The organism is Paenibacillus sp. J31P190 (genome assembly GCF_059692075.1).
Genome location: NZ_JCAUAS010000001.1, coordinates 592,576 through 607,153 on the forward strand (window position 1 = coordinate 592,576; position 14,578 = coordinate 607,153).

General features: G+C 48.8%; 10 protein-coding genes and 2 riboswitches. Of the genes, 5 read left to right on the top strand and 5 right to left on the bottom strand.

Going from position 1 to position 14,578, the window contains the following annotated elements; all coding sequences use genetic code 11:
• The first annotated feature begins 1 nt into the window (after position 1).
• The 5 genes from AC58U0_RS02460 to AC58U0_RS02480 all read left to right on the top strand — a co-directional run bounded on the left by AC58U0_RS02460 (position 2) and on the right by AC58U0_RS02480 (position 5,849).
• Entirely contained in the window at positions 2-1,594 is a 1,593-nt protein-coding gene (locus AC58U0_RS02460) for a PucR family transcriptional regulator (protein WP_497377459.1), read from the top strand.
• Between the two features lie 34 nt (positions 1,595-1,628).
• Positions 1,629-2,792 (top strand): amidohydrolase family protein, encoded by a 1,164-nt coding sequence (locus tag AC58U0_RS02465; RefSeq protein ID WP_497377460.1) that lies wholly within the window; start codon positions 1,629-1,631, stop codon positions 2,790-2,792.
• Positions 2,793-2,841: 49 nt separating this feature from the next.
• Positions 2,842-3,951, top strand: coding sequence for an ABC transporter substrate-binding protein (locus AC58U0_RS02470; protein ID WP_497377462.1), 1,110 nt, complete (start codon positions 2,842-2,844; stop codon positions 3,949-3,951).
• 286 nt (positions 3,952-4,237) lie between these two features.
• Positions 4,238-4,519 (top strand): ArsR/SmtB family transcription factor, encoded by a 282-nt coding sequence (locus AC58U0_RS02475; protein ID WP_497377463.1) that lies wholly within the window; start codon positions 4,238-4,240, stop codon positions 4,517-4,519.
• 133 nt (positions 4,520-4,652) lie between these two features.
• The gene (locus AC58U0_RS02480; RefSeq protein ID WP_497377464.1) at positions 4,653-5,849 is read left to right on the top strand and encodes an MFS transporter; all 1,197 of its coding nucleotides are present in this window, start codon (positions 4,653-4,655) and stop codon (positions 5,847-5,849) included.
• Between the two features lie 63 nt (positions 5,850-5,912).
• On the opposite strand, the gene AC58U0_RS02485 is transcribed toward AC58U0_RS02480, so the two are convergent.
• From AC58U0_RS02485 to AC58U0_RS02505, 5 genes are all read right to left on the bottom strand, one after another.
• The gene (locus AC58U0_RS02485) at positions 5,913-6,311 is read right to left on the bottom strand and encodes a nucleoside hydrolase (protein WP_497377465.1); all 399 of its coding nucleotides are present in this window, start codon (positions 6,309-6,311) and stop codon (positions 5,913-5,915) included.
• Positions 6,312-6,976: 665 nt separating this feature from the next.
• Entirely contained in the window at positions 6,977-8,800 is a 1,824-nt protein-coding gene (gene atzF / locus AC58U0_RS02490) for an allophanate hydrolase (protein WP_497377677.1), read from the bottom strand.
• Positions 8,801-9,022: 222 nt separating this feature from the next.
• On the bottom strand, positions 9,023-12,643 hold the full coding sequence (gene uca, locus AC58U0_RS02495; RefSeq protein ID WP_497377467.1) for an urea carboxylase: 3,621 nt from the start codon (positions 12,641-12,643) through the stop codon (positions 9,023-9,025).
• Positions 12,644-12,700: 57 nt separating this feature from the next.
• On the bottom strand, positions 12,701-13,354 hold the full coding sequence (locus tag AC58U0_RS02500; RefSeq protein ID WP_497377468.1) for an urea amidolyase associated protein UAAP2: 654 nt from the start codon (positions 13,352-13,354) through the stop codon (positions 12,701-12,703).
• A complete protein-coding gene (locus AC58U0_RS02505; protein ID WP_497377469.1) occupies positions 13,355-14,077 on the bottom strand; it encodes an urea amidolyase associated protein UAAP1 in 723 nt (240 codons plus the stop codon). It abuts the gene before it with no gap.
• A 70-nt stretch (positions 14,078-14,147) separates the two neighbouring features.
• Positions 14,148-14,246: riboswitch (guanidine-I (ykkC/yxkD leader) on the bottom strand.
• A gap of 191 nt (positions 14,247-14,437) precedes the next feature.
• A riboswitch (guanidine-I (ykkC/yxkD leader) is annotated at positions 14,438-14,540 on the top strand.
• Positions 14,541-14,578: the final 38 nt, after the last annotated feature.

The following is a 14,578-nucleotide window of genomic DNA, read 5'->3' on the forward strand; positions in this document are numbered from 1 at the left end:
GATGCATCTGACCGTCGAAGAAGCGCTAACGATTTACCCGTTATCTCATGCGAAGCTGGTCGCTGGGCAGAAAGGCGTGTCCCGGATTTTAAGATCCGTCAATGTGATGGATGCTCCCGATGCCGGCGATTGGGTCAAGTCTGGCGAGATGCTGTTTACCACCGCCTTCGCCATGAAGGACCACCTGGAAGTGGCTTTAACACTATTACGCATGTTAGACGAGCGCGGCGGCGCTGGCCTCGGCATCAAGGTAGGCCGCTACTGGGCTCAAATTCCACAGGAATTGTTCGATGAAGCGAATCGATTAGATATCCCCATTCTTGAGCTGCCGTATGAATTCACCTTTTCCGATCAGATGGATGCCCTCTTCAACGCCGAACACTCCAAAACGACCAAAAAACTGCAAACCATTCTGGAAAAACAAAAGCAGCTCATGCAGTTTGCACTGCGACATAAGGAATCGTCGGATATTTTTCATATGATTTCGGGTATTTTGGGGCAGCCCATTGCCGTGTTCGGACACAGTGGAAATGTCTTATTTCATAACACCTCGTGGGCGGAAGAAATCCTGCTGCATCAGTGGCCATGGCACAAAACCGTGCAATGGGAGGGTTTCGGAGATACGCGGTGCTTTCGCATTCCTTTGATGGACCCTCAAGGCTGCACCGGTTTTTTCAAAGTGTATCTGAATTCTCCGCTCACGCTCAAAGAAGAGGAAGCCTTATTTCACCAAGCGGCCGAAATATTAACGTATCATCTTGGTTTGGATATTCAAAAGAGCAAGGATCCCTCTCGGCAGCATGCGCTTAGTCAAGTGTTTACGGACTTTTTCGGGAGAGAGCTTTCCTTTCATGATTTTATCAAAAGCTGCAAGAGCTATCACTTCAGTGTGCTTTCCAGCACTTATCAGTGCGTGTTCACAACAGTCCCACCCGAGCATCCAACTGCCAAAAGGCTGTTGAATGAAGTGCGTCAGGAGCTCATTTATCACCCCATGATGCAGCATTATGAGTCTGAGCACCTCTATATCGCCGATGGATTGCTTTCGATCTTCGCCTTACCGGAGGAGCAGTTGTTCCATAAGAAAGAATTCATCGCCGCCCTTACAACCTGCCTATCTAGCTTAACAACAAGAACTTCCGTTTCAGGCTTGAATTGCTGGGTTAGTCGAGCCAAGGCTCATCCGGAGCTGGTGTACGACGCCTATAATGAATGTCTGGAAACTAGCCGCGTGGCCCACAGGCTGCGTATGAACCAAACCGTTTTGCATCATGAATCTATCGAGCTCTTCTCTTTGTTCCAGCACCTTTCTGAGGAAGCGATGCGCAGCTACTACAATTACGTTCTAGAACCCATCTACGGCAATAACAAGCATATTGATCAGGAGCTGGCTTTAACGCTCGAAGTTTACCTCGAATATGACGGTTCCATTAATGAAACGAGCCGACTTTTATTCATTCATCGCAATACAGTCTCTTATCGACTTGAGAAAATCGCTGACATCCTGCAGATGGACTTCAAAAAAATGAGTGATGTACTGCGCTTAAAATTGGCCTTTCTTTTCCGAAACTATTTGCAAACTAGCAAGCACTAGCAGAGTTGGAGCTAGGATGAAAGGAGCAGCATTCATGGGGCAGTGGTTAAGTAACGTTCATGTTAACGGAGGCCTGCACGACATCTATTTGGACCAAGGCGTCATTGCCCAAATCGTTCCCGGAACGAGTGAGCGGGAGAAAATTACCTGGAACGCGCAAGGGATGCTGATGCTACCTACTTTTAAAGATTATCATGTGCATTTGGACAAAGCCTTCCCGGATCGAGAGTGGATTTCACGAGGAAAGGTCGATTCATTATTCAAACAATTTCAAATGGAAAAGGATCTGCTTGCGCCTATGAAAAGCGGGCAGAAGGAGCGTGCGCGCGCCATTTTACAGCAAATGCTGACCTTCGGAACTACAAGACTTCGTGTCCATGTAGACATCGATCCTGAGATTGGACTGACGCATTTGGAGATGGTTCGAGGGCTGCAGGAAGAGTTCAAAAGCAGGATGGACATAGAAATCGTTGCTTTCCCTCAACAAGGATTAATCCGTTCACAGTCGGTTAGCCTCATCAAGCAAGCTCTCGAAGAAGGGGCATCTATCGTTGGGGGCGTTGACCCCGCAGGCGTTGACCGGGATATCGAAGCCTGCTTGAGTGCCATATTCGAGCTATGTGTCGCTCATGACGCGGAAGTCGATATTCACTTGCACGATCCCGGGCATCTGGGTCTGTTCACCTTAGAGCGCATTATGGACTACACCGAGCAAAGCGGTAAAAGGGGCAAAGTCGCGGTCAGTCACGCTTATTGCCTAGGCCAAGTGTCAGAAGCTGAATCCTTGGCGGTTGCTGAGCGGCTAGCCGCGTTGGACATTGCTATTATCACCAGCGTCCCTATCGATTCAGCGATGCCCCGCGTAGCGCAATTAACCTCGCAAGGTGTGAGAGTCTACGTTGGCTCCGACCATACCGGTTTGGATGCTTGGACACCCTTCGGCTTTACCGACCAACTTGCTAGAGGCCGAAGAATGGCGGACATGAACCACTGGAATGACGATGAGCGGCTGCGTTCCGTTTATCCTTACTTAGGTTCCACGGCAGCAGCTTTCCAGATAGGAGACCCTGCAGATTTCATATTGCTTGACGCGATAAATGCTGAGCATGCGGTAGCTGCCGCCCCTCCACGTGAGATCGTCAGCGTTCGAGGTGTGCCAGTTGCTGGGAGACAACTGCAGAGTGCTTGGAAGATTTAAAAGGTAACTTTAAGAGTGCAAATAACCGAGAGAGAATGGGGAGATTTCAATGAAATTACTGGAGACAACAAAGGTCAGTACAGCCGCCATCGCCATGGTCATCCTTCTCACAGCTTGCGGAACGAGCAATAAAGCTTCAACAGCTGGTTCAACTTCAACGGCAACAACAAGTACAACAGCCGGTACAAGTTCAACAACCGCAACTACAACAACATCAACTAGCGGAACTGTGCCAGCAGAGAGCTCCAAGGCCACAACAGCTTCTAAGCAACCAGATAAAGTCACCCAAGCGATGAGCTGGTTCGCACAACCGGAAATGGGCGGACACTATGCCGCGCAGGTCGCACATTTTTACGAGAAAGCAGGCCTAGACGTCACTCTGCAGCAAGGCGGGCCACAAGTATCCAACATTCAGCTAGTCGCTTCAGGTAAGGTGCAATTCGCCATGGCTAATGCCGACGAAGTCGTACTAGCACGCAAAGAAGGCATACCAGTTAAAGTGATTTATGCCAACTTGCAGACCAATCCACAGAACCTCATCTACCACAAAGACTCCGGTATTAAGAAAATCGAAGACTTGAACGGGCGCAAAGTATACACAGCTGTAGGTTTCCCCTTCTGGCAATACATCAGCTACAAATATAAACTCGATAAAGTCCAAGTTCAAAATTACACTGGCTCCCTCGCTGGCTTTAGCGCAGATAAAGACTCCATCACGCAAGGCTTTGCTACCAATGAACCTTACGTCCTGAAAAAGCAAGGTGTCGACGTCGCTTGGTTCCTCAATGCCGACCTTGGCTATAACCCCTACGGCAACGTCGTCATAGCAACCGATGACTTCATCAAAAAGAATCCAGATTTGATCAAAAGATACTTAAAAGCAACAACCGAGGGCTGGGACTACTATTATGCTCATGCTGATGAAGTGAACAATGCACTCAACGGAGTAAACAAAGATTACGACGTGGAACACTTGAAGGATGCGCAAGCTGTTGCGAAAGATTTTATCTTCGGCGGTGACGCCAAAACTCACGGCGTTGGCTATATGTCCGAAGATCGTTGGAAAACACTCGTAAGCCAGATGAAAGAAGCCGGCATGATTAAGGACGACATCCCGGTCAAGGATTTATATACGAATGAGTTTTTGATGGCTAAGTAGTATTGGAAAACGGCTTCTCAGCCTACCTTTCCGACCGCATCACGGATTTCGCGCACTTTAGGCTCGGTTTCCGAGCCTATTTCTGTTCACACAAATTGAAAGTTCGGTTTCCGCGCTCTCACGCACAAAGCTGCTTCTCAGTCCATTCTTTCTCGTCGCATTGCATGTAGCGGCACAAGCCCACTGCGCTGGTTGCAAGGCAAAACGCGCAGGTATTTACTTTTACACAGAGGCATGATATTCTTATTTCGATAAATATAGAAACAACAGAAAGGAGCAATCTACGATGGTTGATGTCAGTTTGGAAGCCAAGCAAGCGGTGAAAGTTCATAAAGCGTTAGGCGAACCTACTCGCTACAAAATTTTTGAGATCCTGATCAAAGAAAGTAATTTATGCCCCGCAGAACTTGAAAACCGCTTGGAATCAGTGGCCTTATCCACACTGTCTCATCATTTGAAACAATTAACAGACTGCGGGCTGCTGGACTCCCAAAAAAAAGGAACTTTCGTATACTTCACCGTGAATTGGGAAAACGCTAAAAAATTCGTACCTTATTTGCTTAATTAATTTTTTCGCTTTATATTTCTACATATTTAGAAATATAAAAATATCTACTCATAACTGCTGCAAATATATTTTTTTTAATTCATATTTCAATGAATCTAGAAATATAAAAATATAAACGAAAGAGGTTTTCAAAGTGTCAAAAACATGGAAAATTTACATCTTAGCACTCCTTAGTTTTTTAGTCGGAACATCCGAGTTCATTATAGCGGGAATTCTGGATAAAATATCGAGCTCGATGGATATTTCATTAGTGGCTGCAGGTCAACTGATTACTGTTTTCTCACTCGTCTACGCGATCGGAACTCCGATCATCATGGCCTTAACCTCAGGTTGGGACCGGCGCAAACTACTCCTCTATGCGCTTGGTTTATTCGTCATTGCTAATGGATTGGCCTTTGTCATGCCAGGATTCGGACTGTTCGTCAGCGCTCGAGTCTTGATGGCTCTTGGAGCCGGGGTCGTCGTTGTAACCTCATTGAGCATCGCGGCCATGATTGCTCCTCAAGGAAGACAGGCCAGTGCGATCGCAACTGTCATTATGGGCTTCACTGCCTCTTTGATCGTCGGGGTCCCGCTGGGCAGAATGATTGCCGCTTCATATGATTGGAAAATGGTGTTTGGCGGAATCGGCGCCCTTGGCCTAGCAGCAATGGTCGTTATCGCCCTAACTATCCCTTCCTTACAGGGAGAGGCGGCTATACCGCTGCGTAAACAATTGGCTCTGTTGAAAAATCCAAAAATAGCTATGGCCTTGTCGGTTAGTTTCTTTTGGCTGGGCGGCTATTCAATCGCTTATACGTACATTTCGCCCTATCTTTTAACGATTACCGGTATGGGTGAGAAAACGCTAAGTACCGCCTTGTTTGCATTCGGTATAGCGAGCCTTATCGGCTCCAAGCTCGGGGGCTACAGCACGGATCGATGGGGAGTTAAGCGAACATTAACATCGGGTATGCTGTTGCATGTCATCACCCTTATTTTGTTAACTTTAGCCGCACACTCACCAAGCGTCGTATTTCCTTTGCTGATCTTGTGGTCCTTCGCCGCTTGGTCGTCCGGACCTACGCAGCAATATAATTTAGTTACATTAGCCCCCGAATCTTCAGGCATTATGCTCAGCCTTAACAGCTCGGTTATGCAGCTTGCCATGGCAGCTGGTGCCGGCGTTGGCGGCGTCGTAGTTGGTCAGATATCTTTGGCGTCCGTTACTTGGATTGGAGCGATCGGCGTCGGGATTGCCATGGTCATTACAATCTTATCTTTTAGAAGATCAAGCGTAGGAAGCAAGGCTACTGCTGAATCTCCAGTTGAGCCGTTACAAAGAGCATAAGAAATATCTAGAGGCAGCATTAGAAAAAGAAAAAGGATAATCAAGCCCTTATGGAGCTATTGATTATCCTTTTTTATCTGTCATGTTAGTCATAAAATTCCAATAAAACTGTCTATAGTCCAAATCTAGCGCTATCCTTATTGTATTCGGCTGGGCGGTGGCATTGGGTCGAAAATCGGCAACACTTTGCCCCCTCGTGATTCCTTCTTGGGTAACAACATGAACCGGTCGACTCATCCACTGGAACATATGTCGATTAACAAGAGCCATCATGGGAAGTAAGTCATGCGTCGGGGCACCTTGAAGTTGGGGCATAGATGTCTTATAAAAATCGTAATAAACATCAAAAATTGATTTAAAGAGGGGCACCTTTCCCACCCTGTTGATTGAATCACTCATATTTTGCGTCACAATAGCCTTATAGTTTCGTAAAGCTAGCATACATAAGAGCGACAGCGTCATCGACCCCCATATCGGAGAAAAACAATACGTTATTTATCATTGCATCCCCCTTCAAACTCATAACATCCTTTCTATTTTATGAACGCGGTTTATACAACATGCGATAAAGAGCAGAGCGGGAGACGTTATTTACGCCGTAGTGACGCCATTTAAGTATACGAGGAACGTAATGACGCTAAACGCTATTTACCTGAATTATGTTCTTATTCAAGCACATGAGGAACGTAGTGACGCTATTTACCTGAATTTGTTCTAATTCAAGCACATGAGGAACGTAGTGACGCTATTTACCTGAATTTGTCCTAATTCAAGCACATGAGGAACATAATGACGCTATTTACCTAGATTTCGTTCTAATTCAAGCACATGAGGAACGTAGTGACGCTATTTACCCGAATTTTGTTCTAATTCAAGTATATGAGGAACGTAGTGACGCTATTGCGTTGTTTTTAGCTTCGAATAGCTCAAATTCCATCGGATAACGCCTCCACGTTCCGCTAATTCAATTTTCAGCTCATTTCATCCACTTTAGAGGTTTGTCGTTCCGTTAAGAACAACTCTGCCCCAAAAGGACCTCCCCTAATGGGGAAGTCCTTTTGGATACGTGTTGGCATTCACTTCAGAGTCGTGCCAAAACTCAGCAGCTGGTAGGCGCAACTTGCCCGTTACAAAGGCACCACTTTGCGCCATGTGCGCAAAGCTGTTACATCTTCCGCGCCCGCGGCCGCGTAAGCTTCGCAAACGAAGCCCGGGACTTCCGTGCCGTCCCGGAGCTCAACCTTCCCGATCCCCAGCGGAGCTGGGATCGCTGCAGCAAAGCCGCCGAATGCCTCCAGCGGCATTTCCCAAACCTCCAGCAGGATGGCTGCGCCGCCCTGCTGCTGCTTGACCAGCCCCGGCTTCGCCGGCGTGGTTGGCAGCTTCACCAGGCTGTACTTCGCTGCGGTCTCATCCTCACGGATGAACCGCGCTCCACAGCCTAGCATTTGCTTCTCCAGCGGGTAGCCGCGCATGTGTAAGCCACAGACCGCGACTAGCGTCGTCGGCGCCGCTGCCACGGCAACCTCTTCCGCCGCCGAGCCCGCAACACGCGGCGCACTCGCTTCAGCAGCCGCTTCCAGTTCGGCGTCAACAGCACCCGCCACGAACAGCTCGGCTGCGCCGCAGATCAAGCTCTCCTCTTCAGCAAGCGCGAAGAACGTGATGCCAAAAGGGGTCTGCGGTGCCGCATCACCCGCCGGCACAGCAACCCCGCACAAATCAAGCAGATTGCAATGATTTGTGTAGCGTCCCATATCCCGATTCGTGCTAATCGGGTCAGCAAGAACTTGCTCGCGCGTCCACGTCCCCCCGCAGGTAGGCATGACAAGCACGGCATCCTTCAGCAGTTTGCGAGCTTCCAGCTTGAACTCTTGCAGCTTATGCATCGCATGGAACACAGATGCGGCATCGTACTCGGCAGCGGAGCCCGAGCGGAGGATCTTTTCCGTGACGGGGTACGCGATGCCCGGATTCGCTTCGATGAAGCTGCCCAAGGCCGCCCATCGCTCGGCCACCCATGGGCCTTCATACAGAATTGCCGCCGCTTCGGCGAACAACGTAACATCAATATATTCAACCGGGATGTTCAATTTAACGCTTAATCCCTTTAATTTCTCAACAGCAGCATCCCATGCATCTCGGTATTCCGAAGCATACGGACCATAAAAACCTAACTCACCTTCCGGCAGAAAAACTTTGGCCGGAAGCTTAGCCGCTTCCCTTGTTACACTGCATGACCAAGGGTCATCCGCGTGAAGCCCGCGCACTACGCCGTCTACGGCGAGCGCGTCATCCAAGCTGTGCGCGAAGACGGTTACACAGTCTAAACTCGCACAGGCAGGCACTACCCCTTTGGTCGGCCAAGCTCCGAGACTCGGCTTATAGCCAACCAATCGATTGAGAGCAGCAGGCACGCGTCCCGAGCCTGCCGTGTCTGTGCCAAGCGAGAACGCGGCTTGACCGCGAGCAACCGAGACGGCTGAGCCGGAGCTCGAGCCGCCGCTGATTAATTCCGGGCGAAGCGCGTTATGCGCGTCACCGTAAGGACTTCTCGCGCCGACAAGCCCCGTCGCGAATTGGTCCAAGTTCGTCTTGCCGACCGGAATCGCTCCTGCGGCAATCAATCTTTCCACGACGCCTGAGTGTTCCGACGGCGTGTATGCATACTCCGCGCAGCCAGCTGTCGTCGGCACCCCAGCCAGATCAATGTTATCCTTGATCGCAAACGGAATTCCCCACAGCGGCGCATCAGCCATAGAAACCGATTTTAATCTTTCCAAATAAGGCTGAATGACATCCATCGTCGGCGGTGTAATCCAGATATTCATACCCGCATCATCCGAAGATCGCTGCACAATGGCCGCTATCACTTCGTGCGGAGTCAATACAAGATTCCGATACTTTTCCCGGAGCCAAGAGATACTTAACTCCTTCGGCACTTCAATCATCTTTATCTTCCCATTTTTTTCATTATTTCCATTCTTTTCATTCTCCCCATTCTTTTCATTCTTTTCATTCTTTTCATTCTTTTCATTCTTTTCATTCTTTTCATTCTTTTCATTCTTTTCATTCCTTCGGCTCTCTTCATTCTTTCCGTTCTTTCCATTCATCTCATTCTGTTCGATCTTTTCCACCTTGTTCGTCTCAGCCATCTACAGACACCTCTCTCCTTAAGCAGATTGTGCAATACCGAGAATCAACTGTCCTGCATGAACTTGATCTCCTGGCTTCACTTGAATCATAGAAACAAATCCATCACAAGGCGCATGCTGCGGGAACTCCATTTTCATACTTTCCAGAATTGCCAATTGATCACCCTTCTTCACTTGTTCACCCTGAGATACAAGAAGTTTCCACACGCTTCCCGGCATAATTCCGCGTACAGCAACAGTCCCTGCCGGCAGCTCATCCTCTGGTCCTTCATTGACAGTCTCCTGTTCGGAAACGTACTCAGCCAATCCCTTCGCCTTCCAACTCTCGCGCTCTTCTTTGAAAGCCATTTGCTGCTGCTTACGGAAAGTTTCCGTACTCTCTTCAATGGAGCTTAAGAATTGCAAATATTCTCCTAAATCAAAGGTCGTTTCTTGAATATCTGCTTCATATCGGCCTCTCGGGAAGTCTTCACGTAATTGAAGCAATTCCTCAGCGCTGACCTCGTAGAATTGGATTTGATCAAAAAACCTTAATAACCAAGGTTTACCCGCCTTGAAGCTTTCCGTTGAGCGCAGGCGATTCCACATTTGAATGGTACGCCCTACGAATTGATAACCGCCCGGGCCTTCCATCCCATACACACACATGTATGCACCGCCGATACCAACGGCATTTTCCGGTGTCCATGTTCGTGCCGGGTTATATTTCGTTGTAACTAGGCGATGACGCGGGTCGACAGGCGTAGCTACAGGAGCCCCCAAATACACGTCACCTAATCCAAGCACCAAATAATTAGCGTCATAAACAATCTTTTTAACATCATCAATTGTCTCTAAACCATTAATGCGTTGAATGAATTCTAAGTTGCTCGGACACCAAGGCGCATCTGGACGCACCCCTTGTTGATAACGCTGAATTGCCAGCTGTGTCGCCGGGTCATCCCAAGAAAGCGGTAAACGAACAATACGCGATGGTACGCGGAACTCTTCCAATGGAGGCAATGCTGCATCAATCTCAACAACTTTCTTACACGCTTCACTTACCGTTATTTGCGAAGGGTCGATGTGAATTTGCAAGGACCGAATCCCTGGCGTTAAATCAAGCACCGGAATCGAGCCGCTTTCCACAATCGCTTGCATCAAAGCCTGCACTTGGAAACGCAGCAGCAAATCCAGTTCAAGCTCGCCATACTCAACGAGTAAATTCTGATCGCCACAACAGCGGATCGTAATTGGAAATCTGCGATTAGCTGTTTCATGAAAAAGACGCGGATACTCCGGCGTAATCTCTTCATTAACAACAGGAGGCTGTACAAGCACGAGCCGTCCGAAATCCCCCTCACCAATCGCACGCAAATTGATTTCCTGTAGATCGCGCAAAGCTTCTGCTTCTGGAAGTGTCAGCAAGTGGAATCGAATGGTATCACCCGGATGAAGCTGACCCAGCTTCCAAAATTCAGCCGACGCCGTCGTCACCGGACACACGAAACCGCCAAGACTCGGGCCATCAGGTCCCAGAAGAATAGGCATATCCCCAGTCAAATCCAGCGTACCGACAGCATACGCATTATCGTGAATATTGGATGGATGAAGTCCCGCTTCCCCGCCGTCTTCACGCGTCCACAGCGGAGCAGGCCCTTTCAAACGAACCCCTGTCCTTGAGGAGTTAAAATGAACTTCCCAGCTCGTTTCCGTCAATTGATCCAAGTACTCCGCATGTAAAAACTCACCTGTACAATGAGGTCCAGGGATCACACCGATCGTCCACTTTCGCGTCATCACAGGACGATGCTCCAGATCAAGCTCTGCCGCCTCTTGAACTGGACTTCCGCCTTCATTCACACCCAGCACATCTCCCGTACGCAGCGCTCGACCGCCATGACCACCGAAGCCTCCCAACGTAAATGTGGAGGAGCTGCCGAGAATTTTCGGCATATCCAAGCCGCCGCCGATTAGAAGATAAGTACGCATGCCTTCTTTCGCCTCGCCGAAGCTCAACACTTGACCGCGAGCCGCAAACATCGGCTTATACATTACAATAGCCGTTCCGTCCAGCTCCGCTTGCATATCTGCGCCAGTGACGCAGAACCACATGTCGCTGCGGAACTTATAAGAACCTCCGCGCAGCGTCATTTCCAATCCGCAGGCATCGTCAGCGTTGCCAAGCAGCTTGTTGCCGATACGGAACGATAGCGGATCCATCGGTCCGCAAGGCGGCACACCTACATCCCAGTGACGGATGCGGCCGGGGAAGTCCTGAACAGTGGTTTGGATCCCGCCGTCTATAACTTCCAGAGCCCGTTCCACGGGCTCAAACGTATTCAACAATTGCGTGAAGACGTTCCCGTCTACGCAATCTTTCTCTTGAAGAAGAGCCTGCAAATACTGCAGATTCGTTGTAATTCCATACATGCGCGTTTCCGCTAACGCTTCGATCAATTTACGAATGGCGTCCAAACGGTCTACACCGTGGATAATGATTTTAGCCAGCATCGGATCGTAAAGGGTTGTGACCGTAAGACCATCACGAACCCACGTCTCATTCCTTGCTTTATCCGAAAATACAGCACGATCCAACTGCCCTGCACTCGGACGGAACTGCTGGAGGCAGTCCTCCGCATAAATCCGCGCCTGAATGCTGTGCCCTACCGGCTTACGGATAAGCGATTGAATATTTGTAAGCTCATTAGCCGCTTCAAGCACCATCCACTCGACAAGGTCAATGCCCAGCACTTCTTCCGTCACACCGTGCTCAACCTGCAGTCTGGTGTTGACCTCAAGGAAATAAAACTCACACGTTTCCGGGTCATAAAGATATTCCACGGTACCCGCACTGCGATAGCCCACTTCAGCAGCAAGACGCTTCGCCGAAGCGAACATCGCCTCACGCACTTCATCTGACAGACTTGGAGCCGGACTTTCTTCAATGACCTTCTGGTTACGACGCTGAATGGAACAATCCCGCTCACCCAGCGTAACGACTTCACCGAAGTCATTCCCGAAAATTTGTACCTCAACGTGACGCGCTCTCGCGATATATTTTTCAAGAAACATACCGCCGTTTTTGAAATTCGTCTCTGCCAAATGACGTACGCCATCATAAGCAGCTCTTAAAGTAGCCTCATCTGCGCAGACACGCATCCCAATGCCGCCGCCACCTGCTGTGCTTTTGAGAATAACAGGGTAACCAATACGCGCAGCTTCAACTAATGCCTCATCCAGCTCTGTAATCAACGGTGTTCCGGGCAGCATCGGTACGCCGGCCCTTTCAGCGATTTCCCGCGCAGAATGTTTGAGTCCGAACATTTTCATTTGTTCAGGTGTAGGGCCGATAAACACAATGCCATTCTCACGGCAAGCACGAGCGAAGTCGGCATTTTCACTCAGAAAGCCGTAACCGGGATGAATCGCTTGCACACCGGTTTCCAGCGCTGTTTTCAAAATCAACTCTGTATTCAAATAGCTTTCCTTCGCCGGTCCTTCCCCGATCAGAACAGCTTCATCCGCACCATCCACATGTAAACTATCTTGATCTGCCCCTGTATATACAGCAACGGACGCAACCCCGAGCTTGCGTAAAGTACGCTCAATGCGCACAGCGATAGCGCCACGATTAGCAATCAGCACTTTAGTAAACATCGTATCCACACCCCTTCGAATTTCGTAGACCATCTATCTCCTCTTAAGCAAAGGAACTTACTTCTCCCAAATAAGAACCTGAATCGGTGTCGGATTATAGGCGTTACAAGGATTATTAAGCTGCGGACAGTTGCTTATAAGCACCATAGAGCTGCCTAGCGACTGGACCTCTACATAGCAACCCGGAGCGGAAACACCATCATCGAACTTCAATCCACCATCAGGTGTGACGGGCACATTCATAAAGAAATTAATATTGGGTGCCAAATCCCGCTTCGTATACGCTCCGCTTTCGTGCTGAGCAAGCTGGAGCATAAACGTATCCCGACAATTATGCATGGACAATTTATCGTGCGAGTAGCGTACTGTGTTGCTTTGTGCTGAGCACGAACCCCCGACCGTATCATGGCGCCCGCAGGTGTCGGCTACGATTTTGAGCAATTCCTTACCAGATTCTGCCCGAAGGACAGAGCCTGTGCTGAGATAAATATTGCTTTGGCCTGCAATCGTCGCGACTGCACTATAATGATCTTCCGGATTCTCCGCATCATAAAATAGCGTATCAGCCGCCTGATTCCCTTCTAGATCGACAATGCGCAGCACTTGTCCTGGCTTCAAAACGCGCATCCAACCGTCTCCCGCTTGAATAACTTCGCTATAGATGGCATCCCGGGTGAGGCGAGGGCTTTCTACTCGATTAAAAACAGCCATTTAATTTCCTCCTAACAGCGTGTGATATTCCCATGTATTTTCAAAAGCTCGGCGATTTTCAGGGCGATAATTCAAGCAATAATCATCTTCACCCACAGGCGATGCGGAAAGCACCTCCATTTTGACAGGTACGGATGGATACGTTGTTCTTGGGTCAAGCGGGTTCGGTGTGTTCGATAAGACGAGCAAGCAATCTAGTTCCGTACGCAGCGTAACCGTCGCTCCTGCAGGGCAGTGAGTGCTGCTGAAATGCATATCCCCATCGTCATCACAAAACACTTTGGAAAATAAATTCACAACCGGCATCATATCGCGCATGCTAAGGCCATTACGTACCAGCTCTACCGCAAAGTTCTCTTGTCCGCTCCGCAGCCACTCATTCCGCTGCTCTTGGAAATTCGTCGTCCCGTACTTGGCATCCGTAGCCGTACGGCTTGTGTATCCGCTAAACGGATCATGCCAACCTATACTGTCCTCTACAATGCTCACTAATGCTCGGCCATTATCACTCATCAGTACGTTTCCACGTGTCAAATGGGCTGTATGCTGGGCTTTCAGCGTATCCGGCATATTGTAGCGCTCCGTAAGATCCTTCGCGTGGAACACTTGTATAGACACATTCGCGCCCGCCTCCAGCGCCGTAAAACGAATCAACTTCCCTCTACCAATCGCTCCTGACCACTTGCCGCCCGGCCCTATTGTTTTACTCCAAATGTTGTCCATGCTACCCATCTCCTTCGCCATGTCGTTAAACAAAAAGGGAGACATCACAAGACTCAAATGTCTTGGTGATATCTCCCAGGTTTTTATCCTTCCGTGGCGCCCTTATACAAGAGCGGTTTACTCTCGGACCAGCCCGGTTATAACCGGCGGAACCCTAGTAAACAATCGTATTCGTTTGTGTTACTAAACATAACATCGTTGATGATATGTGTCAATAACTTCTAGATTAATTCCTTGTTTTATCAAAAATACTTCTCATGAGATTAACTATGTGTTATATTAACTTACACACAAAGCTAATATCTAACACGATCAAGTAAAACGCCATTTTCACTAATAGGTAAGTAATGATTCATCACATACATGGTTTTCTAGGGTTCCGCGAGTGCAAGCAGCTCGGTCTGGACCAAGAGAAAACGCACAGCTAACCCTGTGTTCACGGAGGGATAAAAGCCCGGGAGGATATCTGTTTCATAGATATCTCCTTGGCTTTTTTGCATA

What these genes read in the sequence shown, in the direction of transcription:
- atzF (WP_497377677.1), bottom strand. Translation starts at nt 8,800, where the DNA reads ATGATTGAAGTGCCGAAGGAGTTAAGTATCTCTTGGCTCCGGGAAAAG.
- uca (WP_497377467.1), bottom strand. Translation starts at nt 12,643, where the DNA reads ATGTTTACTAAAGTGCTGATTGCTAATCGTGGCGCTATCGCTGTGCGC.
- AC58U0_RS02505 (WP_497377469.1), bottom strand. Translation starts at nt 14,077, where the DNA reads ATGGACAACATTTGGAGTAAAACAATAGGGCCGGGCGGCAAGTGGTCA.
- AC58U0_RS02485 (WP_497377465.1), bottom strand. Translation starts at nt 6,311, where the DNA reads ATGACGCTGTCGCTCTTATGTATGCTAGCTTTACGAAACTATAAGGCT.
- AC58U0_RS02460 (WP_497377459.1), top strand. Translation starts at nt 2, where the DNA reads ATGCATCTGACCGTCGAAGAAGCGCTAACGATTTACCCGTTATCTCAT.
- AC58U0_RS02465 (WP_497377460.1), top strand. Translation starts at nt 1,629, where the DNA reads ATGGGGCAGTGGTTAAGTAACGTTCATGTTAACGGAGGCCTGCACGAC.
- AC58U0_RS02470 (WP_497377462.1), top strand. Translation starts at nt 2,842, where the DNA reads ATGAAATTACTGGAGACAACAAAGGTCAGTACAGCCGCCATCGCCATG.
- AC58U0_RS02475 (WP_497377463.1), top strand. Translation starts at nt 4,238, where the DNA reads ATGGTTGATGTCAGTTTGGAAGCCAAGCAAGCGGTGAAAGTTCATAAA.
- AC58U0_RS02500 (WP_497377468.1), bottom strand. Translation starts at nt 13,354, where the DNA reads ATGGCTGTTTTTAATCGAGTAGAAAGCCCTCGCCTCACCCGGGATGCC.